This is a genomic window from Streptomyces mesophilus, assembly GCF_040300965.1.
In the GTDB taxonomy this organism is placed as follows: domain Bacteria; phylum Actinomycetota; class Actinomycetes; order Streptomycetales; family Streptomycetaceae; genus Streptomyces; species Streptomyces mesophilus_A.
The window spans coordinates 91,504-115,335 of record NZ_JBEPEW010000006.1 but is presented as its reverse complement, the minus strand read 5'-3'; the positions used below and the strand labels follow the sequence as shown (position 1 = coordinate 115,335).

General features: G+C 70.8%; 21 protein-coding genes. 6 read left to right on the top strand and 15 right to left on the bottom strand.

What is annotated here, in order from left to right:
* Positions 1-126: 126 nt before the first annotated feature.
* On the top strand, positions 127-2,235 hold the full coding sequence (locus ABT367_RS04290) for an autotransporter (protein ID WP_352249446.1): 2,109 nt from the start codon (positions 127-129) through the stop codon (positions 2,233-2,235).
* A 138-nt stretch (positions 2,236-2,373) separates the two neighbouring features.
* Here ABT367_RS04290 and ABT367_RS04285 read toward each other — a convergent pair whose 3' ends face one another.
* The gene (locus tag ABT367_RS04285; protein ID WP_352249411.1) at positions 2,374-4,197 is read right to left on the bottom strand and encodes a helix-turn-helix domain-containing protein; all 1,824 of its coding nucleotides are present in this window, start codon (positions 4,195-4,197) and stop codon (positions 2,374-2,376) included.
* Positions 4,198-4,515: 318 nt separating this feature from the next.
* Between ABT367_RS04285 and ABT367_RS04280 the strand changes: the two genes are divergently transcribed.
* From ABT367_RS04280 to ABT367_RS04270, 3 genes are all read left to right on the top strand, one after another.
* Entirely contained in the window at positions 4,516-5,976 is a 1,461-nt protein-coding gene (locus tag ABT367_RS04280; RefSeq protein ID WP_352249409.1) for a long-chain-fatty-acid--CoA ligase, read from the top strand.
* Positions 5,973-7,004, top strand: a complete 1,032-nt coding sequence (locus ABT367_RS04275; protein WP_352249408.1) for an extracellular catalytic domain type 2 short-chain-length polyhydroxyalkanoate depolymerase — start codon at positions 5,973-5,975, stop codon at positions 7,002-7,004. Before ABT367_RS04280 ends, ABT367_RS04275 begins: the two co-directional genes overlap by 4 nt.
* 62 nt (positions 7,005-7,066) lie before the next feature.
* Positions 7,067-7,942, top strand: coding sequence for an alpha/beta hydrolase (locus tag ABT367_RS04270; RefSeq protein ID WP_352249406.1), 876 nt, complete (start codon positions 7,067-7,069; stop codon positions 7,940-7,942).
* A gap of 303 nt (positions 7,943-8,245) precedes the next feature.
* Here the strand turns inward: ABT367_RS04270 and ABT367_RS04265 are convergent, their stop codons facing one another.
* Both ABT367_RS04265 and ABT367_RS04260 read right to left on the bottom strand, forming a co-directional pair.
* Positions 8,246-8,857 (bottom strand): class I SAM-dependent DNA methyltransferase, encoded by a 612-nt coding sequence (locus ABT367_RS04265; protein ID WP_352249404.1) that lies wholly within the window; start codon positions 8,855-8,857, stop codon positions 8,246-8,248.
* Positions 8,858-8,943: 86 nt separating this feature from the next.
* Complete coding sequence (locus ABT367_RS04260) at positions 8,944-9,666, bottom strand: TetR/AcrR family transcriptional regulator (RefSeq protein WP_352249402.1); 723 nt, start codon at positions 9,664-9,666, stop codon at positions 8,944-8,946.
* Between the two features lie 154 nt (positions 9,667-9,820).
* Here ABT367_RS04260 and ABT367_RS04255 point away from each other — a divergent pair, with 154 nt between their 5' ends.
* The gene (locus ABT367_RS04255; protein ID WP_352249400.1) at positions 9,821-11,137 is read left to right on the top strand and encodes a saccharopine dehydrogenase family protein; all 1,317 of its coding nucleotides are present in this window, start codon (positions 9,821-9,823) and stop codon (positions 11,135-11,137) included.
* 159 nt (positions 11,138-11,296) lie between these two features.
* Here the strand turns inward: ABT367_RS04255 and ABT367_RS04250 are convergent, their stop codons facing one another.
* The 7 genes from ABT367_RS04250 to ABT367_RS04220 all read right to left on the bottom strand — a co-directional run bounded on the left by ABT367_RS04250 (position 11,297) and on the right by ABT367_RS04220 (position 17,332).
* Positions 11,297-11,998 (bottom strand): winged helix-turn-helix transcriptional regulator, encoded by a 702-nt coding sequence (locus tag ABT367_RS04250; RefSeq protein WP_352249398.1) that lies wholly within the window; start codon positions 11,996-11,998, stop codon positions 11,297-11,299.
* A 145-nt stretch (positions 11,999-12,143) separates the two neighbouring features.
* Positions 12,144-12,992, bottom strand: a complete 849-nt coding sequence (pstB, locus tag ABT367_RS04245) for a phosphate ABC transporter ATP-binding protein PstB (protein WP_352249396.1) — start codon at positions 12,990-12,992, stop codon at positions 12,144-12,146.
* 35 nt (positions 12,993-13,027) lie between these two features.
* On the bottom strand, positions 13,028-13,930 hold the full coding sequence (pstA, locus tag ABT367_RS04240) for a phosphate ABC transporter permease PstA (RefSeq protein ID WP_352249394.1): 903 nt from the start codon (positions 13,928-13,930) through the stop codon (positions 13,028-13,030).
* Positions 13,930-14,880 carry a phosphate ABC transporter permease subunit PstC gene (gene pstC / locus ABT367_RS04235; protein ID WP_352249392.1) on the bottom strand — a complete coding sequence of 317 codons (951 nt, stop codon included), beginning with the start codon at positions 14,878-14,880 and terminating at the stop codon, positions 13,930-13,932. The genes pstA and pstC overlap by 1 nt, the downstream gene beginning before the upstream one ends.
* Entirely contained in the window at positions 14,877-15,863 is a 987-nt protein-coding gene (locus ABT367_RS04230) for a PstS family phosphate ABC transporter substrate-binding protein (RefSeq protein WP_352249390.1), read from the bottom strand. The genes pstC and ABT367_RS04230 overlap by 4 nt, the downstream gene beginning before the upstream one ends.
* 273 nt (positions 15,864-16,136) lie before the next feature.
* On the bottom strand, positions 16,137-16,352 hold the full coding sequence (locus ABT367_RS04225) for an EF-hand domain-containing protein (protein WP_352249388.1): 216 nt from the start codon (positions 16,350-16,352) through the stop codon (positions 16,137-16,139).
* Between the two features lie 65 nt (positions 16,353-16,417).
* Positions 16,418-17,332, bottom strand: coding sequence for a MerR family transcriptional regulator (locus ABT367_RS04220; RefSeq protein WP_352249386.1), 915 nt, complete (start codon positions 17,330-17,332; stop codon positions 16,418-16,420).
* A gap of 81 nt (positions 17,333-17,413) precedes the next feature.
* On the opposite strand from ABT367_RS04220, the gene ABT367_RS04215 reads away from it, so the two are divergent.
* Positions 17,414-18,055, top strand: coding sequence for a GNAT family N-acetyltransferase (locus ABT367_RS04215; RefSeq protein ID WP_352249384.1), 642 nt, complete (start codon positions 17,414-17,416; stop codon positions 18,053-18,055).
* Between the two features lie 97 nt (positions 18,056-18,152).
* On the opposite strand, the gene ABT367_RS04210 is transcribed toward ABT367_RS04215, so the two are convergent.
* The 5 genes from ABT367_RS04210 to ABT367_RS04190 all read right to left on the bottom strand — a co-directional run bounded on the left by ABT367_RS04210 (position 18,153) and on the right by ABT367_RS04190 (position 23,755).
* Positions 18,153-19,352, bottom strand: a complete 1,200-nt coding sequence (locus ABT367_RS04210) for a YncE family protein (protein WP_352249382.1) — start codon at positions 19,350-19,352, stop codon at positions 18,153-18,155.
* Complete coding sequence (locus ABT367_RS04205; protein WP_434975396.1) at positions 19,349-20,113, bottom strand: polysaccharide deacetylase family protein; 765 nt, start codon at positions 20,111-20,113, stop codon at positions 19,349-19,351. Before ABT367_RS04205 ends, ABT367_RS04210 begins: the two co-directional genes overlap by 4 nt.
* Before the next feature lie 396 nt (positions 20,114-20,509).
* Entirely contained in the window at positions 20,510-22,054 is a 1,545-nt protein-coding gene (locus ABT367_RS04200) for a choice-of-anchor I family protein (RefSeq protein ID WP_352249378.1), read from the bottom strand.
* Positions 22,055-22,193: 139 nt separating this feature from the next.
* Entirely contained in the window at positions 22,194-22,697 is a 504-nt protein-coding gene (locus tag ABT367_RS04195) for an ATP-binding protein (protein WP_352249376.1), read from the bottom strand.
* A 290-nt stretch (positions 22,698-22,987) separates the two neighbouring features.
* A complete protein-coding gene (locus ABT367_RS04190) occupies positions 22,988-23,755 on the bottom strand; it encodes an enoyl-CoA hydratase/isomerase family protein (RefSeq protein ID WP_352249373.1) in 768 nt (255 codons plus the stop codon).
* Between the last annotated feature and the right edge of the window lie 77 nt (positions 23,756-23,832).

The window sequence follows — 23,832 nt, the reverse complement described above, 5'->3', positions numbered from 1 at the left end:
ACGTACGAGGACGAAGACGAGGCCCACAATCACGTACGAGAAAGAGACGAGACCCCCACCGTGCAGCACGCCCACCCCCTGGCCCGCCCGGCCCGTCTGCTCGCCGCCGCGACCCTCGCGCTCTGCATGGCCGGTGCGCCCGACGCCCGCGCCGCCGGCGGACGGGGCGACATCACCGCCGATGTGCTCGCCGGGCGGGACGTACGGCTCACGGGGGACGCGGTGGTGCGGCTGCCCGCCGGGACCCACACGTATCCCGGTGTTCTGTCCGGCGAGGGCACCCTGCGCATCGCGGGCACCGGGACCCTGGTCCTGACCCGCGACAGCGACTTCACGCTCCCAAAGGCGCGGCAGCGTCAGCAGGTGCGTGTCCAGGGCGGCAATCACCCGTACGTCACGGTGCACCACCCGGACCCGCCGGCCGTCACGGTCGAGCGGGGCGCGACGCTCCAGTACGGCGACGGCGGCACCGCCGGCCAGATCGGCCACTTCCCGTACAACACCCCCGCCTACCGGCAGAACCAGAACAACATACGGGTCGACGGCACCCTGCGGCTGTCCCTGAAGAGCGCCTACAACCTCGGCACGATCAGCGGCTCCGGGCTCATCGCCCAGCCCCGCTTCCTGTGGGGCACCTGGGACCTGTCCGGCACCCACCCCGGCTTCACCGGCACGATCGACAACGGCACCCAGGCGCAGGCCGGACGGCCCGAGTTCGCGCTCTCGCTGCCCGGCGTCCGCAAGGTCCTCAACCAGGGCACGTGGACGGTGGACACCCCGCTCGGGCAGACCGTGACCCAGCGCATGGACTTCTACCAGCGCGAGTACGGCAGCGACATCAACGTCCAGTCGAGGCCCGGCAGCAAGGTCGTCCTCACCGGTCAGTACAGCTGGGCCGACGGCGGCAGCGACACCGACCCCACCCTCAGCGATCCGGCGCTCAACTGGCGTCCCGCGCACAAGAACATCAACAAGCGCGGCACCAACATCAAGGGTGCGAACGTGCAGTGGGGCGACGGCACCACGGACAAGATCTTCATGCCGGGCACCGCCGAGACCGTCTACATCAACCTCCTTGCCGCGCGCGAGCGTTCACGGCTGACCTTCGCGTACAACGGCCCGGTCACCCTCGGCGCCCCGATCGGCGGCGGCGTCTTCCATGACACGCTCTCCGCCCCCGGCCAGGGCGACATCGTCGTCAAGGGCATCAAGGGCAACGACGTCACCTTCGCGGCGCGGCAGTTCTACGACGGGACGACGACCGTCGAGAAGGGTGCCGTGCTGCGTCTGGGCAGCGGGAAGGCGGGCGGCGACGGCGGTCTCCACCAGGGCGGTTCGCGGTACGGGCTGACCGTCGACGGGGGCGTGATCGCACAGAACACGGACAAGCCGCTGGTCCTGTCCGGGATCAGCGGCTCAGGGGCGCTCACGCAGGCGGGCCGGGCGCCGCTGCGGCTGACCGGACCGCCGACGTACACGGGAGCGACCACGGTGCGGCGCGGCACCCTCGTACTGGAGCGCGGCACCCTGGCCGCAAGCCGCGCCGTGCGCCTCACCGGTGCGGACGCGCGCCTCGATCTGACCCGGGCCGGGGACCAGACGCTGCGGCGCCTCGACGCGGTCTCCGGCAGCGAGGTCGCTTGGGGCGGGGAGGACCGACTGACGGTACGTGGGTCCGGCAATTCGCTTGCCGGGACGCTGTCCGGCGGGGAGCTGTACAACTCCGGTGCTCTGCAAGGGCCGTTCACCCTGAACGGCGACTTCCGGCAGGCGAAGAGCGGAGAGCTGACGGTACGGGCGGGTGCCGCGCCTGCGAAGGTGAGCGGCATGGTCTCGCTGGCCGGACGTCTTACGGTGCAGGCTCCGGAGGGCGAGGCGCCCGGCGAGGCGGTCCTGCTGGACATCACGGGCAAGCACCGCGCCACCGGCACCTTCAGCGGACTGCGGGAGGGGTCCCGTATCACCGTCGCGTCGACGCGATACCGCCTCACCTACCAGGGCGGCGACGGGAACGACGTCGCGCTCGTACGGGACTCAAGCAACGGAAAGCCGGAGGGCGGCGCGCACTCGGCCGCCTCGGGGAGCGGCCCCGCCCGCGCCGGCGACGGAACCGGTCCGTGGGTCTGGGCGGCGGGAGGTGTAGTGGCGACAGCAGCCCTGGCCTTCGCGGTCCTGCGCCGCCGACGCCGCGCCGGCGACGGGGCGCTGGCGCCGGGGCGGCACCGGGCAGGCTGAGCGGTCAACGCCGGTGCGCATACGGGGCGTTCGCCCGGTCCCGGGAAACTGCCCAACGCATGCAGGGAGTTCGGCCACCCCGCGGGCACCTGCTCACCCCTGCGTATACGGGAGTTCGGCCGCTCCTCGGGCCACTCCTCACCCCGACGTCCGATGCGTCTTGAGCGCCAAGTGCACCTGAAGCGCCTGGTCCCCGTGGCGCCACTGCGGGCCGAGGAGCGCCGAGATGCGGTCGATGCGCTGGTAGAGGGTGTTGACGTGGACGTACAGGTACGCGGCCGTGCGCGTGAGGCTGCCGTCGCAGGTGAAGTACGCGAGGGCCGTACCGGTGAGGTCGCTGCCGCGGGACGCGTCGTGGTCGAGCAGCGGACCGATGGTGCGGCGCACGAAACGGTCGAGCTCGCCGCGGTCGGCCCGGCCGATCAACAGGCCGTGGATACCGAGGTCGTCACGGCAGGCACCCTCGCCCACCCGGTCGAGCGCCACGAGGGCGTCCACGCAGCGGGCCGCGTCCCGGTGGGCGCCCGCCACGCCTGCGGCGCCCGGAGCGGCGCTCTCGGCGCCGACCGTCACCGCCCCCGAGGCCCCCGCACCCAGCGCTCCGGCGAGGTGGCGGGCGGCTTCGCCGGGCCCCGTACCGGCCTCGGCGCCTGGTGCCGGGGCCGGGGCCGGATCCCGCTCCACCGGCAGCACCACCACCGCATCGCCCCCGGCCTCCCCCGCGATCCCTCCCCTGCGCAGGGCATACGCGCCCGCCAGATCGGCTATCCGGCGCCGCCGCCCGGTGTCCTCGGCCCGTGCCACCAGGACGACATGGGGGCGGTGCAGATCGAGCCCGACAAGGGCGGCGCGGCGGGTGAGGCCCTCGGGGTCGCGGTGCGGGGCGCCGAGGAGTTCGTCGAGGAGTTCGCCGCGCAGGCGCTGTTCCGCCGCCGCGACCGAGCGCTCGTGCAGGAGCATCAACGCGACGGCCTGGGCGGCGCGTTCGAGCGCGTGCACATCGGAGGCGTCGAGACCGCCCCGTACGAACAACAGCGTGCCGAGGTGTTCGTCGGCGGCGATGACCGGGGTGGCGCACGCCGTACCCCGGGTCGCCGAGGCGCGCCGGGCGCGTGCCGTCGCCAACTCCCGTACGAACTCGTCTGGTCGGGGTGGATCGACACCCGCGCCCGCCAGGGGACGTCCCTCCGCGTCCAGTACGGAGACAGTCCCCCGCAGCACCTCGGCCAGCGCTCGGGCGAGTTCCGCAGGTCCGCCGCCGTCGAGAGCGACCGCGGTGAGGCGCTCATGGACGGTGGCCGCCTTGCGTACCTCCTCGAAGAGCGTCGCGTTCTCGATGGCGAGCGCCGCGTGGTTGGCGAGGGAGATCAGAAGCTCGACCTCGTCGGGCGAGAAGGGGCGTACGCGGCGGTTGGCGGCGAACAGCACGCCGTAGACCTGGTCCCCGAACTTCAGCGGCACCCCCTGGATGGCGACCAGGCCCTCGGCGCCGATGACCGAGTCCACGTAGTCGGAGTGCGCGAAGCGTTCGTCGTTGGGGTAGTCGGCAGTGTGGTACGGCTGGGCGGTCTCGGCGACGAGGCCGCCGAGACCCGTACCGACCGCGAGCCGCCCGGTCTTGAAGGCCTCCGTGGTGATCCCCTCGGTGACGTGGACATAGGTGTCGCCCTGCTCCTGGTCGTACAGGAGCAGATACGCGACATCCGTACCGACCAGGGTGCGGGCGCGGCGGACGATGGCCTGGAGCACGTCCTGCAGAGCGCGCAGGGACGCGAGGTCCCCGGCGGTCTCGTACAGCGCGGCGAGCGCGGCCTCGCGGCTGCGGTGGGCGGCGAGCCGGGCGCGTATCTCCAGGGCGTCGCCGACCAGGGAGTCCTCGGCGCCGCTCGCGCGCAAGGCGTCCTCGCCGGCCTCCTCGCACAGGAGCCGCAGGAGCGCGCCGTCGCCGGGTGGGGTGGTCACCCGGCCAGTGATACCGCACCGGCCGGGCTCCGATGCGGCGGTGTGGCGACCGTCACGCGACGTGGAGGATCTCCACTCATGGCCCCGGTGCGGTGTGGCCATCCTCCATGGCGGCGGACGCCGCGTCCCGAGACCGTTGCTTGCGCAGCACCTTGTGTCCGTCCTGTCCACCGCCGCCGTGTCTGCCGTCGCGCCTCGACTCCCGCCGCCCGTCTTCCGCCGCCCGTCTTCCGCCGCCCGTCTTCCGCCCATCCCGTCTTCCGCCCCACCTCGACTCCCGCCGGCTCTCGGCGTTCCACCCTCGTTCCTGGAGCCCCCGTGAACCTCGTCCGACTCCTCACCGACACCGCCGCCCGCCACCCGGACCGTCCCGCCCTGCGGCTCGGCGGCAAGGTGGTCACGTATGCCCGGCTCGCCCGGGACTCCGCCCGCGCCGCCTCGTATCTCCTCTCGTACGGTCTCGAGCCCGGCGACCGCGTCGGCCTGAGCCTGCCCAACGTGCCCGAGTTCGCCGTCCTCTACTACGGCATCCTGCGTGCGGGCGGAGTCGTCGTCCCGATGAATCCGCTGCTCAAGGAGCGTGAGCGGGAGCATCTGGTGGCGGACTCGAGGGCGTTGATCACTCTGGACGCCGACCGCGACTGGGGAGCGGAGCTCGCCGCGCACACGCCCCTGGAGATCGTCGCCGAGCGTGCGGCCGACGACACCGCGGTGCTGATCTACACCTCGGGCACGACGGGCCGGCCCAAGGGCGCCGAGCTGACGCACGCCAACCTGCTGCGCAACGTCGAGGCCACCAACTCCTCGCTGCTCCATCTCACCGAGCACGACGTGCTGTTCGGCGGTCTGCCGCTGTTCCACTCGTTCGGTCAGACCTGCGTCCTGAACACCGCGGTCGCGGCGGGCGCGAGCGTCACCCTGCTGCCGCGGTTCGATGCGGGTGAGGCGCTGGATCTGCTCGTACGGGACGCGGTGACCGTATGGGCCGGAGTACCGACGATGTTCGGCGCCCTGCTCGGGCATCCGTCGCTCGGGCCCGCACACCGGGGGCGGCTGCGGCTCGCGGCCTCCGGTGGGGCGGCGCTTCCCGTGGAGGTCCTGCACGCCTTCGAAGAGGCCTTCGGCTGCCCGCTTCTGGAGGGGTACGGCCTGTCGGAGACCTCTCCGGTCGCCTCGTTCAACCGGCTCGAAGGACCCCGGCGGCCGGGCACGATCGGGCTGCCGATCGACGGCGTGCGGATCCGCATCCAGGACGAGTCGGGGCGTGAACTGCCCGACGGGCGCACCGGCGAGGTGGCGGTCAGCGGCCACAACGTGATGAAGGGCTACTGGAACCGGCCCGCGGACACCGCCGAGGTGCTGCACGACGGCTGGCTGCGCACCGGCGATCTCGGAGTGCGCGAGGCGGACGGCCTCTTCCGGATCGTCGGGCGGAAGAAGGAGCTGATCATCCGCGGCGGGTTCAACGTCTATCCACGGGAGATCGAGGAGGTGCTGTACGAGCATCCGGCCGTCGCCGAGGCGGCCGTACTCGGCACTCCGCACCCGGAGTTGGGCGAGGAGGTCACCGCCGTCGTCGCCCTCAAGTCCGGTCGTGCCGTCGCCACTGCGCCCGACGAACTGCTCGCGTTCGTCAAGGCGCGCGTCGCCCCGTACAAGTACCCGCGCGTCGTGGCGATCGCCGACGCACTGCCCAAGGGACCGACCGGGAAGATCCTCAAGCGGGAGATCACTCCGCCGGTCCTGACGCCCCGAGGCCTGAAGGAGACCGTCCGATGAGATTCCCCAGTCCCATGCGCTGGGCCATCCTCGCCCGCAGTGCCCTGACCGCGGCCCTCGCCCTGGTGGCCGTGACGGCCGCGCCGACCCCCGCCGGGGCAGCCTTCGAACCGCCGCTGCCCGCCCTCGACATCACCGACACCTACGTCACCGGCATCTCGTCCGGCGGCTTCATGGCCTCGCAGCTGCAGATCGCCAACTCGGCCACCTTCAAGGGCGCGGCGGTGTTCGCGGCGGGCCCGTACTACTGCGGTCAGGGCAGCATCCTGCACGGCCTCGCCGAGTGCACCGGGCTCGCGTCCACCGATCCGGCGGGGATCGTGGCGACCGCGCGGCGCTGGTCGGAGCAGGGGAAGATCGACCCGGTGGCGAACCTCGCGGGCAAGCCGGTCTACACGTACCACGGCACGAAGGACCCGCTGGTCGGCGAGCGGGTGGGCGACGAAGGCGTCGAGGTCCACCGGCAGTTGGGGGCGCGGATCGCGTACCACGACACCGATCCCGCCGGGCACGGCTGGCCGCGGCCGGATGGTGCGCTGCCGTGCGGGACGACCTTCTACCCGTTCCTGATCGACTGCGGCAACGACCCGCAGGGCGAACTGCTCACCCACTGGCTGGGCTCGGTCCGCCCGCCGGCCGCCACACAGACCGGCACGCTGAGCGAGCACGACCAGGACCGCTACACCCCGGGCGGCTGGGCGCAGTTCTACAGCCTGGGGAGCAAGAGCTTCCTGTACACGCCCGACTCCTGCGCCGCCGGGAAGCCCTGCAAGCTGGTGGTCGCGCTGCACGGCTGTCTGAGCGACAACAAGTTCGTCGGCGACCGCTTCGCCCGCGAGTCCTACCTCAACGAGTACGCGGACACCAACGACCTGGTGATCCTCTACCCGCAGACCGACATCAGCGTCGCGCGCGGCAATCCGCAGGGCTGCTGGGACTGGTGGGGATACACCGGCAGCGACTATGCACAGAAGTCCGCACCCCAGATGCGCATGATCATGAACGAGGTGCGGGCGCTCAAGCGCTGAATCTCTCGCCGCCGAGCAGCCTCCAAGCAGCCCAACCGCCCTTCACAGCATGGGAGTCACGCATGAACAAGCCGGTCGAGCTCGACCTCCCCGTCGACGGCGGCACCCTGCGGGTGCTCCGCTTCGGCGACGGGCCGCGGGTCGCCGTCGCCGCACACGGGATCACCGCGTCGGGGATGTCGTTCAGCGGGGTCGCCCGTCATCTGCCGGACGACTGGTCGCTGTTCGCGGTGGATCTGCGGGGGCGCGGCGGCAGCACCGGTACGCCGGGTCCGTACGGGATCGAGCAGCACGCCGCCGATGTGTGCGCGGCGGCCGAACGCTGGGGCGGCGGGCGCGAGGTGGCGCTCACGGGGCAGTCCATGGGGGCGTACGTGGCGCTGCGGGCGGCGGTCCGCCGGCCCGGGCTCTTCTCGCGGCTGCTCCTGATCGACGGCGGACTGCCGCTGCCCTTCCCCGAGGGCGCCGACCCGGACGCGGTGCTCGACGCGACCCTCGGGCCGGCGATCGCCCGGCTCGCGATGACCTACCCGGACGAGGCGGCGTACGTGGACTTCTTCCAGGCGCATCCGGCGCTCGGACCGTACTGGAGCGAGGACATCGAGGCGTATGTGCGCTACGACCTCATGGGTCCTGCGGGCGAGCTGCGCTCGCGGGCGCGTGAGGAGGCGGTGCGCCAGGACGGGCGTGAACTGCTTACGCTGAACGCCGAGTTCGCGAAGAACGTGACGGAGCTGACGGTGCCGGCCCATCTGCTGTACGCGCCGAGGGGGCTGTTCGACGCCGCGCCCGGGATGCTGCCGGAGCCGCTGGTGCGGCAGTTCGCGGGGCATCTCACCGTGGAGGAGGTGCCGGACTGCAACCACTACACGATCCTGATGGGCGGGGCGGCGGGGGTGGTGGCGGAGCGGTTGGGGGGCTGGGTGGTTGGGGGCTGAGGGGCTCGGTGGCTGGGTGGCTCGGTGGCTGGGTGGCTCGGTGGCTGGGTGGCTCGGTGGCTGGGTGGCTGAGCCAGTTGGCCAGCTCGCGGTCGAGCGGCTGGGTGGCTCGGTGGCCCAGTGGCTCAGCCACTCACCCAACCCATGGCCGAGCGGGTCGGTGGCTCGGTGGCTCGATGGCCCAGTGGCTCAGCCACTCACCCAACCCACGGCCGAGCGACTCGGTGGCTCGATGGCTCGGTGGCCCAGTGGCTCAGCCACTCACCCACCCGGCGGCTCACCGCCCCCACCCGCGAAGCCGTTTCAGCCGTCGGCCCGGTGGACGCTGACGGCATATCCGCCGCCCTCGTAGGGGTCGCCGTCCCAGGTGGCGAACCGGCCGACGAGGGTGAGGCCGGCCGCGGCGCAGTGCGCGTCGTACTGCGCCGTCGTGAGCCCGGGCGGCACCGGCAGATGGGCGGCGTCCAGGCCGAAGCCCGCGACCAGGAGCCCGCCCGGGCGCAGCGCCGCGGCCAGGCGCGCGACCACCGTCGCCTCGGTCCCGGCGGCGAGCAGCGGGAAGACATTGCCCGCGGCGACCACGAGGTCGAAGTCCGCGGCGATGCCGAGCAGGGCCGGGTCGAACTCGGCGAGATCGGTCCGCGCCCACGTCAGCTCCGGCGCCTGCGTCCGCGCCACGTCGAGCATCGAGGAGTCGAGATCGATCCCGACGCAGTCGTATCCGAGTTCCGCCAGCCGGATCGCGACGCGGCCCGTCCCGCACCCGGCATCGAGGACCCGCGCCCCGACGGGCACCAGGGCGGAGCAGAAGCGCGCCTCGCCATGCACGTCCTTTCCGCTCCGGGCCAACGCCTCGAAGCGTGCGGCGTACTCGTCCCCGGACGTGCCTCCGGTCAGCTCCTGCCAACGATTCATGAGAGCGACCGTACGCGTTCGGCGTCCTCGGCGTCCGCCCGCCCGGTCACGGACCTGCTCGAGCGACTCTGCCCGGTACGGACGGTTCACCCGGTACGGCCGCGGCGGCGCGTCCCCGCGAGTCGCGCCGCCGCGCCGTCGAGCAGCGTCTCCAGGACGGTCGCGTAGGCGCTGCGGTTCATGCGCTCGGCCAGCAGGGGCGCGGTCGCGGCGATATGCGGATGGGTCGCGCCGGGCAGGCGCGCATACGTCGAGGTCCACATCTGCTCGTCCCTCTCGCGGGCCTCGTCCTTCAGGGCAAGCGCGCCCGCGTCGAGCGCGGCGAAGGCGAGGGCCAGGTCGATGAACGCGTGGTAGACCGCGACGGCGTCGGTGTCCGCGAAGCCGGCGCCGCGCAGGATGCCTAGGATCGTCTCGTCCACCTCGATCTCACGGGGGCGGCCCGTGACCCGGCTCGCCGTGAGGACGGCCGCCTGTGGATGGGCGAGGTAGGAGGCGTGGATCGCGAGGCCCAGAGCGCGCAGGTCCGTGCGCCAGTCCCCCGTGGCCGTCCAGGCGTCCAGGGCCCGCCCCATCAGTTCCTCGCCGATCGCCCGGGTCAGACCGTCGAGGCCGGCGAAGTAGCGGTACACGGTGCTGGGATCGGCGCCGAGCGCGGCGCCCAGGCGGCGTGCGGTCAGGCCCGCACTGCCGTGCTCGTGCAGCATCCGCAGTGCCGTCTCGACGATGAGCGTCTCCGAGAGCACCTGGCCCCGACGGGTCGGGCGCCGTCTGCGCCGCTCCGCCTCGGGGACCACCTTCTTCGCCATCACGCGCTCCTCCCGCAGGCCACCCGCCGAGCACCCGCAGGCAGCCGCCCTCAGCCCTTATGCCAACGACGTTGACCTTAAGACATCCCGTGCCGTTGCATCGGGGCACCCCGGGCGACCGCCAAGGGGTGAGCTTTCGTCGAGAGGCAAGGTCATGCGTGTACTCCTCGTGGGCGCGGGCGGCGTGGGCACCGCCGTCACCCGTATCGCGGCCCGGCGCGACTTCCTGACCCACATGGTGGTGGCGGACTACGACCTGTCCCGCGCCGAAGCGGCCGTCGCCGCCCTCGGCGAGGAGGAGAGGCAGGGGCAGGGGCAGGCGCAGGCGCAGGGGCAGGGGCAGGGGCAGGGGCAGGGGCAGGGGCAGGGGCAGGGGCAGGGGCAGGAGCAGAAGGGCCGGTTCAGTGCACGCCGTCTCGACGCCTCGGATCAGGAAGCCGTACGACAGGTCCTCGCCGATGAGCGCTGCGACGTACTCCTGAACGCGACCGACCCGCGCTTCGTGATGCCGTTGTTCGACGCGGCGCTCGCCGCGGGCGCGCACTACATGGACATGGCCATGTCCCTGTCCGCTCCGCACGCCACCACCCCGTACGAGGACTGCGGGGTGAAGCTCGGCGACGAGCAGTTCGCGAAGGCCGCCGAGTGGGAGGCCGCAGGACGCCTCGCGCTGGTCGGCATGGGCGTGGAGCCGGGTTTGTCGGATGTGTTCGCCCGGTACGCGGCGGATCAGCTCTTCGACGAGATCGAGGAGATCGGCGTACGCGACGGCGCGAACCTGACCGTCGAGGGCTATGACTTCGCCCCGTCCTTCAGCATCTGGACCACGATCGAGGAGTGCCTGAACCCGCCGGTCGTCTACGAGAAGGGCCGCGGCTGGCACACCACCGCGCCGTTCAGCGAGCCGGAGGTGTTCGAGTTCCCCGAGGGCATCGGCCCGGTGGAGTGCGTGAACGTCGAGCACGAGGAGGTGCTCCTGATCCCCCGCTGGATCGACGCGCGCCGCGTGACGTTCAAGTACGGGCTGGGCGACGAGTTCATCGCCAAGCTGAAGACCCTGCACGAGCTGGGCCTCGACGCCACCGCGAAGGTGACCGTGCCGGGCCCGGACGGTCCGGTCGCGGTCTCCCCGCGCGATGTCGTGGCGGCCTGTCTGCCGGACCCGGCGACTCTGGGCGACCGTATGAAGGGCAAGACCTGCGCGGGTACTTGGGTCAAGGGCACGAAGGGCGGGGCGGCTCGCGAGGTGTACCTGTACCACGTCGTGGACAACGAGTGGTCGATGCGGGAGTACGGCTCACAGGCCGTGGTCTGGCAGACCGCCGTCAACCCGGTCATCGCCCTCGAACTGCTCGCCGGCGGCGTGTGGAAGGGCGCTGGGGTGCTCGGCCCCGAAGCCCTGCCGCCGCGGCCGTTCCTCGACCTCCTCGATGCGTACGGTTCGCCGTGGGGCCTGCGCGAGGAGCGCTGAACGGCGCGGCGCGACGGGGAGCGCTGAACGACGCGGCGCGACGGGAGCGCTGAACGGCACCATCGACGGGGAGCGCCGAGCGCCGCCGCGCCACGGGACTGCTGAGCGACACCACGCGACGGGAGCGCTGAGCGGCACCACGCGAGACCGGCCGCCCGCTCACCGGCTGACCCGCGCCGCGTCGAGGCGGTACCCCATCCCCCGTATCGCGTCGATCGTGCAGGACCCGCCCGCCTCCTGGATCTTGTTGCGCACCCGGCGGACATGGACCGTGAGCGTGTTGCTGTCGAGGGTGTCGGTGCCCCACAGGGCGCGGGTCAGTTCGGTGCGCGGGACGACCCGGCCCACATGCTCCATCAGATACCGCAGGACCATGAACTCCCGTACGGGCAGCTTGAGTTGGCGACCGCGCACGTGGACGTGGAAGCCCATCGGGTCCAACTCGATGTCACCGACCACCAGCGGGCGCCGCGGGGCCGCGCGTCCGCCGGTGAGCAGCGGGACGATCTCCTCGGTGCGGTACGGGCGCGCCACGTACGCCAGCGCGCCCGCCGCGAGCGCCGCCGTGGCCTCCGCCGTACCGTCCGGTCCCGCCGCGACCACCACGGGGACCGGGTGCAGCCGGGCAAGCAGCTCCGTGACCCGCGCGCAGTCCACCACCGGCAGGGGTGCGCCGAGCAGCAAGGCGTGGGGGCGGTGGGCCCCGGCCTGGAGCAGGGCCTCGGCGCCGTCATGGCAGACCACGGTCGCCACCCCCGCCTCCTCGAAGCGGGCGGCGGCCGCGGCGGCGAGCGCGGGGTCCGGGTCGGCGAGCAGCAGATCGGGCCGCCGGCTGCCGCTGCCGTGCGCGTCAGGGGTCACGCGTGGTCCTCCTTCGGACGGGCCACGTACCGTGCTGTGTACGGGAGTTGCGCGGTCACCTCGGTCGAGCGCGCCGGCACGGGCACCCGGCAGGACGACCGCCCGCCCCGGAACGGACACAGGACGACCGCCCGCCCCGGACGCCTCAGCCGAACCGGCCGGAGATGTAGTCCTCCGTGCGGTTGTCCGAGGGGTTGGAGAAGATCCGGGAGGTCTCGTCGTACTCGATGAGCCTGCCGTGCCGCTCACCCTTGTCGTCGACGTCGGCGGTGAAGAAGGCCGTGCGGTGCGAGACGCGCGCCGCCTGCTGCATGTTGTGCGTGACGACGATGATCGTGAACTCCTCGGCGAGCTTCTCCATCAGGTCCTCGATCTTCGCCGTGGCGATGGGGTCGAGGGCCGAGCAGGGCTCGTCCATCAGGATCACCTCCGGCTGCACCGCGATGGTGCGGGCGATGCACAGGCGCTGCTGCTGGCCGCCGGAGAGCGCGAGCGCCGAGGTCTTCAGCTTGTCCTTGACCTCGTCCCACAGGGCCGCGTGCGTGAGGGTCTCCTCGACGAGGTCGTCGAGGTTCCCCTTGAAGCCGCCCACGCGGGGACCGTAGGCGATGTTGTCGTAGATGGACTTGGGGAACGGGTTGGGCTTCTGGAAGACCATGCCGATACGCCGGCGCACCTCGATGGGGTCGACCTCGCGGCCGTACAGATCCTCGCTGTGGTAGTGGATCTTGCCGGACACACGGGCGTGCGGGATGAGGTCGTTCATCCGGTTGAAGCAGCGCAGGACGGTGGACTTGCCGCAGCCGGACGGGCCGATCATCGCGGTGATCTGGCGGTGTCCGATGGAGAGGTTGACGTCGCGCACCGCCTCGTGGTCGCCGTAGAAGACCGACAGACCGCCCACCTCGAAGACCGCTCCGGCGAGCGAGCGGGCCTGGCGGTAGGAGACCTGCGGGGTGCGGGTGCCGCCCGGAGGGTCGGAGGGAGGGGTCATGTCGGACTCCAGGAAGGGCGTAGGAGACAAAGCGCTCACCACCGGCGGGCGTAGCGGTTGCGCAGCCAGATGGCCAGGGAGTTCATGGCGAGCAGGATGACCAGGAGGATCACGATCGCGGCGGAGGCGAGGGAGACGAACTCGGCGCGCGACTGGCTGATCCAGTTGAAGATCTGGATCGGCAGGACCGTGAACTGGCTCTGGATCCCGGTGGGGTTGAAGGTGATGAAGGTCAGCCCGCCGAGCAGCAGCAGGGGTGCCGCCTCACCGATCGCCCGCGACAGGGCCAGGATCGAGCCCGTGGCCATGCCGGGCACGGCGGCGGGCAGCACTTGGCGCCGGATCGTCTGCCACTGGGTGGCGCCGAGCGCGAGGGAGGCCTGGCGGATGGACTGCGGTACGGCCCGGATCGCCTCACGCGAGGCGATGATCACGATGGGCAGGACGAGCAGCGAGAGCGTCAGGGACGCGGTGAGGACGGTCTGGCCGAAGCCCAACCCCCGGGAGATCACGCCGAGTCCGAGGATTCCGTAGACGATCGACGGTACGGCGGCGAGGTTCTGGATGTTGATCTCGATGAGCTTGTTCCACCAGCGCTCCGGATCGGCGTACTCCTCGAGGTAGATCGCCGCGAGGATGCCGGTGGGCAGGCAGTAGAGCGCGGTGAACGCGATCACCCAGATCGTGCCCATGATGGCCGACTGGGCACCGGCGTTGGTGGGGTCGATGATGTCGGGGAAGTTCGTCCAGATACGGGAGTCGAGGCGCGGCCACGCCTCGTACACCACGTAGATCAGCAGGCCCGCGAGGAAGACCACGCCGACCGCGAGCGAGGCCCACAGGCTGAGCCGGAAGAACCGTTCGCGCCATGGTGTGCCGCGGCCCTTGAGGCGCGGGACCCCCGGCGGGGCGTCGTGCTCGAGGACGGAGGAGGCCATCACTCGTACACCTCCCGGTACTTGCGTACGAGACGGATGCTGATCAGGTTCATCACCAGCGTCATCACGAAGAGCAGCGAGCCCACCGCGAAGATGGTCTTGTAGCCGGTGGAGCCGACCGGGACGTCGCCGATGCCGGCGGCCGCGATGAAGGCGGTCATGGTCTGCATGCCTTCGAGGGGGTTCCAGGAGAGCTGGGGCCGCAGTCCCGCGGCGATCGCGACGATCATCGTCTCGCCGATGGCGCGCGAGATCCCGAGGACGACCGCCGCCACGATCCCGGACAGGGCCGCCGGGAAGACGACCCGCGTGGAGACCTGCATCCGGGAGGAGCCGAGCGCGAAGGCGCCGTCGCGCAGGGCGTGGGGCACGGCGGCCATGGCGTCCTCGGAGAGCGAGGCGACCGTCGGGATGATCATGATGCCCATGACGAAGCCGGCCGAGAGGGCGTTGAAGATCTGCGGGGGCTGGTCGAACCACCAGTTGTCGCGCAGGAAGGGGGTGATCGCCTTCAGCGCGAAGAAGCCGTAGACGACGGTCGGGATGCCGGCGAGCACTTCGAGTACCGGCTTGAAGACCGTACGGGTGCGGGAACTCGCGTACTCACTGAGGTAGATCGCCGCGCCGAGCCCCAGCGGCACGGCCACGACCAGCGCGATCAGGGTGATGAGCAGGGTCGCCCCGACCAGCGGGAGCACCCCGAACTCTGGCGGGTTGAACAGGGCCGACCACTCGGTGCCGGTGAGGAACTCACCGATGCCGATCTCGCTGAAGAAGTCGCTGGTCGGCGGTACGAGCGCGATCACGATCCCGACGGTGGTCAGGACCGAGACGAGCGCGGCGGCCACCAGGAGGACCTTGATGGCCTTTTCGCCGTAGCGCGGCTGGGACCGCTTCAGGAAGCCGGGGCTTCCCGAAGCGGGCCGGGGCCTCTGCTGAGGGACGCTCATGACTTCTGCTGGTCACGCAGCTTGTCGAGCGCCGCCTTCAGCTGGGTCTCCTGTTCTGTGTTCAGCGGGACGAAGAGGGCCTTCTCGGCGATCTCGGCGTGCTTCTCGACGTAGAACTCGACGAAGGCCTCGACCTCCGGCTTGTCGAGCGCGCTGGCCTTCGGGTAGATGAACAGCGGCCGGGAGAGCGGCTTGTACGTGCCGTCCTGAACCGTCTCGGTGGTGGGTTCGACACAGCCGTCGCCGCCGTCGATCTTCACCAGCTTCAGCTTGTCCTTGTTCTCCTCGTAGTAGGAGAGACCGAAGTAGCCGAGGCCGCCCTTGGAGCCGGAGACGCCCTGGATGATGACGTTGTCGTCCTCGCTCGGCGAGTAGTCGGTGCGCGAGGCGCCTTCCTCGCCGTTGACGGCATCGGTGAAGTAGTCGAAGGTGCCCGAGTCCGTGCCGGGGCCGAAGAGTTCGAGCTTCTCGTCGGGGAACTTCGGGTCGATCTGGTTCCAGTTGTTCACCTTCGACTTGGGCTCCCACATCTTCTTGAGCTGGTCGACGGTGAGGCATTCGGCCCAGTCGTTCTCCTTGCTGACGACGACGGAGAGGCCGTCGTTGGCGACCTGGAACTCCTCGAACGCGATCTTCTTGCCCTCGCAGGCGGACTTCTCCTCGTCCTTGATCGGACGGGAGGCGTCGGAGATATCGGTCTCGCCGGCGCAGAACTTCTCGAAGCCGCCACCGGTGCCGGAGGTACCGACGGTGACCTTGACCCCGGAGTTCTCGGCCTGGAAGAGCTGGGCGGCGGCGGAGGACAGCGGGGCGACGGTGGACGAGCCGTCGATCCGGATGTTGCCCTTCAGTGCGCCGTCCTTGCCGTCGCCGCCGCCACCGCCTCCGGCGTCCTCTCCGCCACAGGCGGTCGCGGCGAGCAGTACGGCGGCGGTGAGGGCCAGCGGAGTCCTGGCCCGGCGCAGCACAGTGGAAGTGTTCACGAGTAACGACCCTCGCGTCGGCCGGGAAACAGCCCGGCGGCGTGGACCGGCGCCCCTGTGGGGGTGGGCTCGCGGTCAGGACACCATGGATGGAAGTCCTCGGCGGTGAACGCATGGTGTACGCGGACGCGGAAGGATATGAACGCCGCCGCTCCAATGGCGAGCTGGATCTCGACGGCGTGAACTGGCGGGAAATACGGTGGAGTTGAGACCTCGGAGGCGAACGGCGAGCGCGCCGGTGCACCCCCGCGGGGCACCGGCGCGCGAGAGGCCTCAGGCCTTGTTGAGGTGGCCCCAGAACTCGTCGAACGAGAGCTTCTTGTCGCCGTCGAGGTCCTTGGCGTTGATGACGGCCTGGGCGACCGACTCGGTGACGTTCCAGTCGCCGCCCTGGGCGAGAGCCTTCTTGAACTCCGCAGCGGTGATCAGACCGTCACCATCGATGTCGATCCGGTCGAACTGCGCGCGTGCCGTCTCGATGTCGGCCATGTCTTCCACCCCTTCTTGGTGCTGAACTGACCCGGCCAGATTAACTACCCGGCCGCATGCACCTGTCAGCGGGACAGCTCGGCCTCGAGGGCGGCCACGACCCAGGTGAACTCCTCCTGGTAGTGCTGCGCCGCCCCCATCCCGCGCACCTGGGCGATCAGCTCCCTGAGCCGGGGCACCCCGGCCGCGCCCGCCGACCGGATCCGCACAAGGACAGCGGCCCGGTCCGCGTCCCCGAGCAGCTCACCGAGCACCTCGCGCGCCTCGGCCGAGTCGGGTGCCACGCCACGGCCGCGGGCCTCGCCCGCGAGGTGGATGAGCCGGCTCATGAACCACAGCGACGTGCCGGGCGGCGTCTCGGGCGTGCGCCCCGCCGCGTTGAACTCGATCATCTTGCGCATCGCGACCCGGAACTCCGGGTCCTGCAGCAGCTCCGCCATCTCCACCCAGGCGTCGACCTGCTCGGCCGTGGGATCGTCCGGCAGATCGGGGATGCCGAACTGCAGCCGCGTACGGATGTCGGGGTCGGTGGTGTCGAGTCCGCCGAACACCTCGGCGGTGAACTCGTCGACGATGCGCGCCCGCTCGGCGGCGCTCAGTCGGGCCAGCTTGTTCATCAGGGTCATCTCCTCCGCGGTCGAACCGCGCTTGGCGACGGTCGTGAGGACGGCCCGGGTCACCTTGAGGCTCTGGATCTGCGCGTCGAGCGCGCTCACATGCCGTGCCGCCACCTGGGCCACGGTGATCTCGCCGGCGACCACGGCGCGTACGTCGTCCAGACCGAGGCCCAGGTCGCGCAGCGTGCGGATGAGTTCGAGGCGGGCCACGGACTCGGCGTCGTAGAGCCGGTAGTTGCCCGAAGTGCGGTCAACCACCGGCAGCGCGCCGACGTCCGACCAGTAGCGGATGGTGCGCACCGGGAGTCCGGTGCGGCGGGCGAGCCGCCCGATGGTGAGCAGCTCAGGGCCGTCATGGATCATGAAGAGGAGTCTGTGCCTTCCAGTGGGTGGAGACTCAAGGGTTTGCTTCGACAGGGTTTGCTTCGACGTGGGGGTACGAAGATGAGCAGCGCACTTGCCGAGGTGCTCGCCGCCGCGGCGGCCGGCCGGTTTCCCGCACCGGACGGCACGACCACGATCCTGCCGCAGCCGAACCCGCGGGACGCGGGGGTCCTCGCGTTCACGGCGCACTCGGTGGTGTTCACCGACGAGGACCCGGACTGGGTGCGCGAGACGCTCGCGGCCATGGACTGCGACGCCCTCGCGGCCACGATGAACCCGGGCTTCCTCGCGGCGTTCATGGAGCGGACGGGCCGGCGCACGGACACCATCGATCTGATGACGGTGGCGACGCCGCTGAGCGGTGAACCCCCGCTCCCGCTGCGGGAGATCGAGGACCAGGACCATCCGCGGGTCGCGTACGCCCGCAAGCGCCGCGACGACGTACGCGTGTGGACGGCCGACGGCGGTCTGCTGGCGCTCGGGCGCGGTCTCGCGGGGCGCTGGGAGGTGTCGGTGGAGGTCGACGAGGACGTACGCCACCGAGGGCTCGGGCGGCAGCTGGCGGTCGCGGCGCGTCATCTCGTACCGGCGGACGCGGTGCTGTGGGCGCAGCAGTCGCCGGGCAACGCGCGCAGTGTGCGGACGTTCCAGGCGGCGGGGTACAAGGCGGTGGCCTCGGAGGTGCTGTTCTTCGCACCCTGATGACCCCGTACAAAGCCCTGTGACAGAACCGGGCGCGGGCGCCTCCGAGTAGCGCCCGCGCCCGGTGGTTCCGGGACCTTCAATGGTCAACCGAGGGTCAGCGGAAGATTCCGGTGTGGCCGAGGGAGTAGCGGCCCGGCTGCGGGTAGACCGCGAGGCCGTGCGGACCGCCGCCGACCGGGATACGGGCCAGCTGGACGCCGCTGTGCGTGTCGATGGCGTAGACCTCGTTGTCGTAACGGCCCGACAGCCACAGGACGTTGCCGTCCGCCGAGACACCGCCCATGTCCGGGGAGCCGCCGTCGGGCAGCCACCACTTCTTGGTGAGCTTGTTCTTGGCGAAGTCGAAGACCGAGATCGAGCCCTCACCGCGGTTGGGGACGTACATCTCCTTGGAGTCGCGGGAGATGTAGAGACCGTGGCAGCCCTTGCCGGTGGGCAGCAGCTTCGGCGTCGTGAACTTCTCGCCGTCCAGGACCCACATGCCGTGGGCCATCATGTCGGCGATGTAGAAGGTCTTGCCGTCCGGGGAGATCTTCACGTCCTGCGGCATCGCGCCCTCGAAGGGCAGCTTCATCTGGCCGACGACCTTCATCTTCTCGGTGTCGACCTTGAGGAGTTCGGCGGAGAACTCGCAGGACACGATGAAGTAGCGGCCGTCCAGCGAGAAGTCGGCGTGGTTCACGCCGTAGCAGCTCACCGGCTCGGTGTGCTGGCGCTTCATCGTCTGCGGATCGCGGAAGACGATCTCGCGGTCGAGCGAGGCCATCACGATGGCGCTCTTGCCATTCGGCGTGAAGTAGAGGTTGTACGGGTCGTGCACCTCGACGTCTGGCGCCTTGCGCTTGGCGGTCAGCGGGTCGAGCGGGGTGAGCGTGTGGCCGCGGTTGTTGTTGACCCAGAGGGTCTTCATGTCCCAGGAGGGCACCACGTGCTGCGGCTGGGTGCCGGTCTCGATGGTGTCGACGACCTGGAAGGAGGCGGGGTCGATGACCGAGACGGTGTTGGAGTTGGTGTTCGGGACGTAGATCCGTTCCTTGACCGTCTTCATGAACGGCGAGAGGTTGCCCGCCCGGTTGGCCGCGTAGATGTCCTTGGGGTTCTCCACCGGCGGCATCCCGGGCAGCCCGTAGACCGGCTTGGGCCCGGCCGGCTTCAGCGCGGCCTGCTGCGCGGCGGACTTCTCGTGGACGGACTGCTCGGGCGAGCCGCAGGCCGCGAGGACCACGGAGGCGGCGAGCACACCGCAGGCCAGCAGTCGGGTCCTCTTCGTGAGGGGTCGGGCGAAGGGTTTCATGAGGTCAGCAGCTCCGTGGTGGTCACCGCGGTCAGTCCGCGGCGGGCGAGTTCTTCCAGGACGGCCGGGAGCGCGGCGACCGTGTCCGCGTACCCGAAGTGCAGACTCACCACGGATCCGCCGCGCACCGTGGAGGTGCTGTTGCGGACCACGGCCTGGGCGCCGGGCGAGGTGAAGTCCAGGGAGTCCGTGTCGTACGACAGGACGTGCGGGTAGCCGGCCCTGCGGGCCAGCTTCTGTACGAGCGGGCTCGCGTGCTGCGTACGGGAGGGCCGGAACCAGCTGCCGATCGAACCGGTCAGACGGCGCAGGCGGTCCGCGCAGCCGGTGATCTCGGCGAACGCCTCGGCCTCGGAGAGCTGGTTGATGTCGAGGTGGCGCAGGGTGTGGTTGCCCAGTTCATGGCCGCCGTCGAGGATGCGGCGGGCGAGCTCCGGATAGCGGTCGAGCCAGCTGCCGACGGCGAGCACGGTGACGCGGGCGCCGGCCTTCTCGGCCTGGGTGAGCAGCTGCCGGGCGATCTGCGGGTCGCCTTGACCGTGGAAGGTGAGCGCGACGCGGGGCTTGGTCCGTGGGCCGTGCTCGATCTGCGCGGGCAGGCCCGGGAAGCGGCGCGGTCCGGGCGCCGGGGGCGGGGCCGAGGGCCGGGGCTCGGGCGCCCGTGCGCGGTCCGGCCCGTCGGCCGAGCAGGCGGTGGCGAGCGGGCCGGCGAGGGCGAGCAGGGCGGCGGCGCGCAGAGCACCGCGGCGGTCGGTGGTCACGGCGCCCATTTAAAGGGGCTATCGCATAAAAGGTAATGATTGACCCAATTCGGGACTGTCGCGGGTCGCCGCTCCCGGGACCCTCGCCCACCCTCCCTCGCCGCCGAAGCGTTTGCACAGCGCTTATTTAGCCGCTGTTTACAAGGTCAGTGCTCCAGATCACCAAAGATTAATCTTCGAATCGTTCATGTTTGGCAGAGATTGTCCGAGTAAGGACCTTTGGCTTGGAGACCGCCCGTCTGCCATAGTCGGAGACACGCGATGCCCATTGACCCGAGCAATCGCCATACGACCGCGGATCACACCCCCCGAAGATCCGCGGTGCACGCAGAAGCCCCCTAGAAGCCGTCACCCCCGGCGCGATGGGGGCTTCTGCATGTCCGCGTGCTGCTGGTGTCAGCGGATCTCGTACGTCGAGGTCGTCTGGCTGCCCTCGTTCGCGACGAGCAGCAGCGGCTCACGGGTGGGCGAGGCGGCCGCGGGGACGAAGCCGACGCCCTCGGGCGAGGCGTCGCCCGCGGTTCGGGTCCAGCCCTTGAAGCGCGGCGCGCGCGGGTCCGTGATGTCGAAGGTCATCACTCCACCGGTGCGCTCCAGGAGGACGAAGGCGTACGTACGGCCGTCGATCTCGCCGACCGTCAGACCCTCGGGCTCGGGGCCCTTGTTGTCGCTGCGCTTGTCCCAGTCGCCCTCGCCCTCGGCGTTGAAGTTCGCCGGGTCGATCTTCGCGGTGAGCTGCTCGAGGAGATCGCCGCTGTCCCAGACGAGACGGCCTTCGGTGTCACGGATCGAGAACGAGCGTCCGCCGGGCGCGTAGAGCGGGCCGCCGGGCTTGGCGGGCGTGGAGTTGAGGACGTCGAGGCGGCCCATCTCCTTGTCGTCGAGCAGTGCGGGATCGAAGCCCTCGGGCAGCAGCGCCGGGTCGAGGTCGGCGAGGCGGGTGAGGTCTTCGTAATCGCCGTACTCGCGCGCGTCGCCCTCGTTCGCGACCACGTAGTACGTACGGCCGTGGCGCTCGAACGTGGCGGCCGCGTCCGGCATGTAGACGCCGAGCAGCGGGCGCGTGGCGATGTTGATCGCGCCGTCCTTGTCACTGGTGTCCAGGCCGCTGCCGGGCGCGGAGTGGTCCTTGTGGCCGAGGCCCGCGAGGTCGGTGACCTTGCCGGTGCGCAGGTCGACGGTGGCGACGGCGTTGTTCTCCTGGAGCGTCACGTACGCCTTGCGGGAGTGCTTGTCGACGGTGATGTACTCCGGCTCCAGGTCCTGCGCCACGCTCGCGCCGGGCCCGCTGATGCGCACGCTCGGGTCGAGGCGGCGGTGGTTGTACGCGCGGAAGCCGGCGGTCTTCGTGCTCGCCCGCGACCAGCCGCGCGAGACGTCGACCAGGGTGATACTGCCTTCGGGGTCGGTGTCGCCGGGTGCGTAGCCGCCGGGCTCGCCCTCGTTGGCCACCAGGACGGCGTCGCCGTCCTTGCTGAACGTGACCATGTCGGGGCCGTGACCCGCGGGCAGGGCGCGCAGCACCTCTCCGTCGGGGCTCATCAGGACGACCTTGCCGCGTTCGGCGGCTGCGGCGGTCTCGACGGCGACGGCTATCAGCCCGTCGTACGCGGCGACGCTGGTGACCGCGCCGTCCCCGTACGCGGAGAGGTCGACGGTCCGCACCCGGCGCGGGGCTTCGGGGGCGCGGACGTCGACGATGTCGAGCGTGAGGGTGTCGGCGCCGGTGACGAAGGCGCGCCGCGAGTTCTTGTCGTACGCGACGATCTCGGCGGCCGCCGAGGTGAACGTCGACAGATGGCGGAGCTCGATGTCCTGGCCGTGTCCGCGATCGCTGTGCCCCGTGGACGGGGCGGACGTGGCGGGGGCCGCCACGGCGGTGAGGGACGAGACGAGAAGGGCGGCCAGGGAGACGCGGGCCGCGCGCCGGGTGATTCGCATGGGCGCATCGTGCAGGCGATGGCTGAACCTGGGGGGAACTGCGGGTTATGCCCAGGGGGTTGGCCGGTGGTTGATCGAATGTCGGCCGGGTTGACCCGCGGTCGATCCGCCGTTGCCCGTCGGCCGGACGGAAGGCTGGTCAGCGGTCCGCGATGCGCATTTCGAACCAGGTGGTCTTGCCGCGCGGCAGCAGATCCACGCCCCAGCGGTCGGAGAGCTTGTCGACAAGGAAGAGACCGCGGCCGCTGGTGTCCATCTCATGGACGGGCATCAGACAGGGCAGTCCGCGCGAGGGATCGCGGACCTCGATCCGGATCCAGCCGCGCCGGCGCAGCATGCGTAAGCCGAACACCCGGGCTCCGGTGTGCCGTACGGCATTTCCGACGAGTTCGGAGACGAGCAGCACGACCGCCTCGGCCACCTGAGGGGAAAGGCCCCAGTGGCGCAGGACGACGATCTGGGCGAGCCGGCGTGCGGTGCCGGCGGACTCGGGCCGGGAGGGCAGCGGGACTTCGTCCTCCGTCGGGTTCCCGAACAACTCCAGTGCTTTCAGGGCCCGTTCGTCCTCTACGGCAGGAGACCACCGGGACACGGTCGCGCTGCCGTGTCGCCGTGTCTGTTCGCTGCTCTCCAGCCCCGCCATGCCCCCATCATGGCCTCAGGCGGGGCCTGTTGGAGCCCTTACGCGAGAAGTCACACCGCGGAATGGTTGGTTCCGCAGGGCGCATTCGGCATATGCCTACGGCACTTAAGGTGCGATGGCGACGGGTGTGACCTGCGATGACACCCTGCTCCTAAGAGATCACCCAGAGTTCTGGCCAAGGCAGCCTTAAGGCGCTCTTAAGGTTGACATAAGCCGGGCGTGAGGGTGAGCGGCGGTCACCGCTCACCCTCCTGTGCGTCAACTCAGCGCGCCCCGCGGTGACTTGACGCTCAGACGAACTTCGCCTTGCCCGGCCCCTCCTCGACGAAGCTGCGCATCCCGCGCTCGCGGTCCTCGGTGGCGAACAGGGCCGCGAACCAGGTGCGCTCGATGGCGAGACCCGTGTCGATGTCGGCCTCCAGGCCGCGGTCGACCGACTCCTTCGCCGCGCGCAGCGCGATGGCCGGTCCCTGGGCGAGCTTCGCGGCCCAGGTGTGCGCCTGCTCGTAGACCTCGGCGGCGGGCACCACGCGGTCGACCAGGCCGAGTTGGAGCGCCTCGTCCGACTTGACCATACGGCCCGTGAAGATCAGGTCCTTGGCGCGGGACGGGCCGATCAGGCGGGAGAGGCGCTGGGTGCCGCCGGCGCCCGGGATCAGGCCGAGCAGGATCTCGGGCTGGCCGAGCTTGGCGTTGTCGGCGGCGATGCGGTAGTCGGCGCACAGGGCCAGCTCGCAGCCGCCACCGAGGGCATAGCCGGTGACGGCGGCGACGACGGGCTTGGGGATACGGGCGACGGCGGTGAACGCGTCCTGCAGATCGCGGGCGCGCAGGACCATCGCGGCGTGGTCCATCGCCTGCATCTCCTTGATGTCCGCACCGGCCGCGAACACCTTCTCGCCGCCGTAGATCACGACGGCCCGTACGTCGTCACGGGCGGTGGCCTCGTCGGCGAGCTCCTTGAGCCGGTCCTGGGTGGCGACGTCGAGAGCGTTCATCGGCGGGCGGTCCAGACGGATGGTGCCCACACCTGCGGTGACTTCGAGAGAGACGGTCATGTACGGAGGTTAGCGGCCGTTCACGCACGTGGGCCCGGTGCTGTTGGTCACAGCACCGGGCCCACGGTCACGTCAGG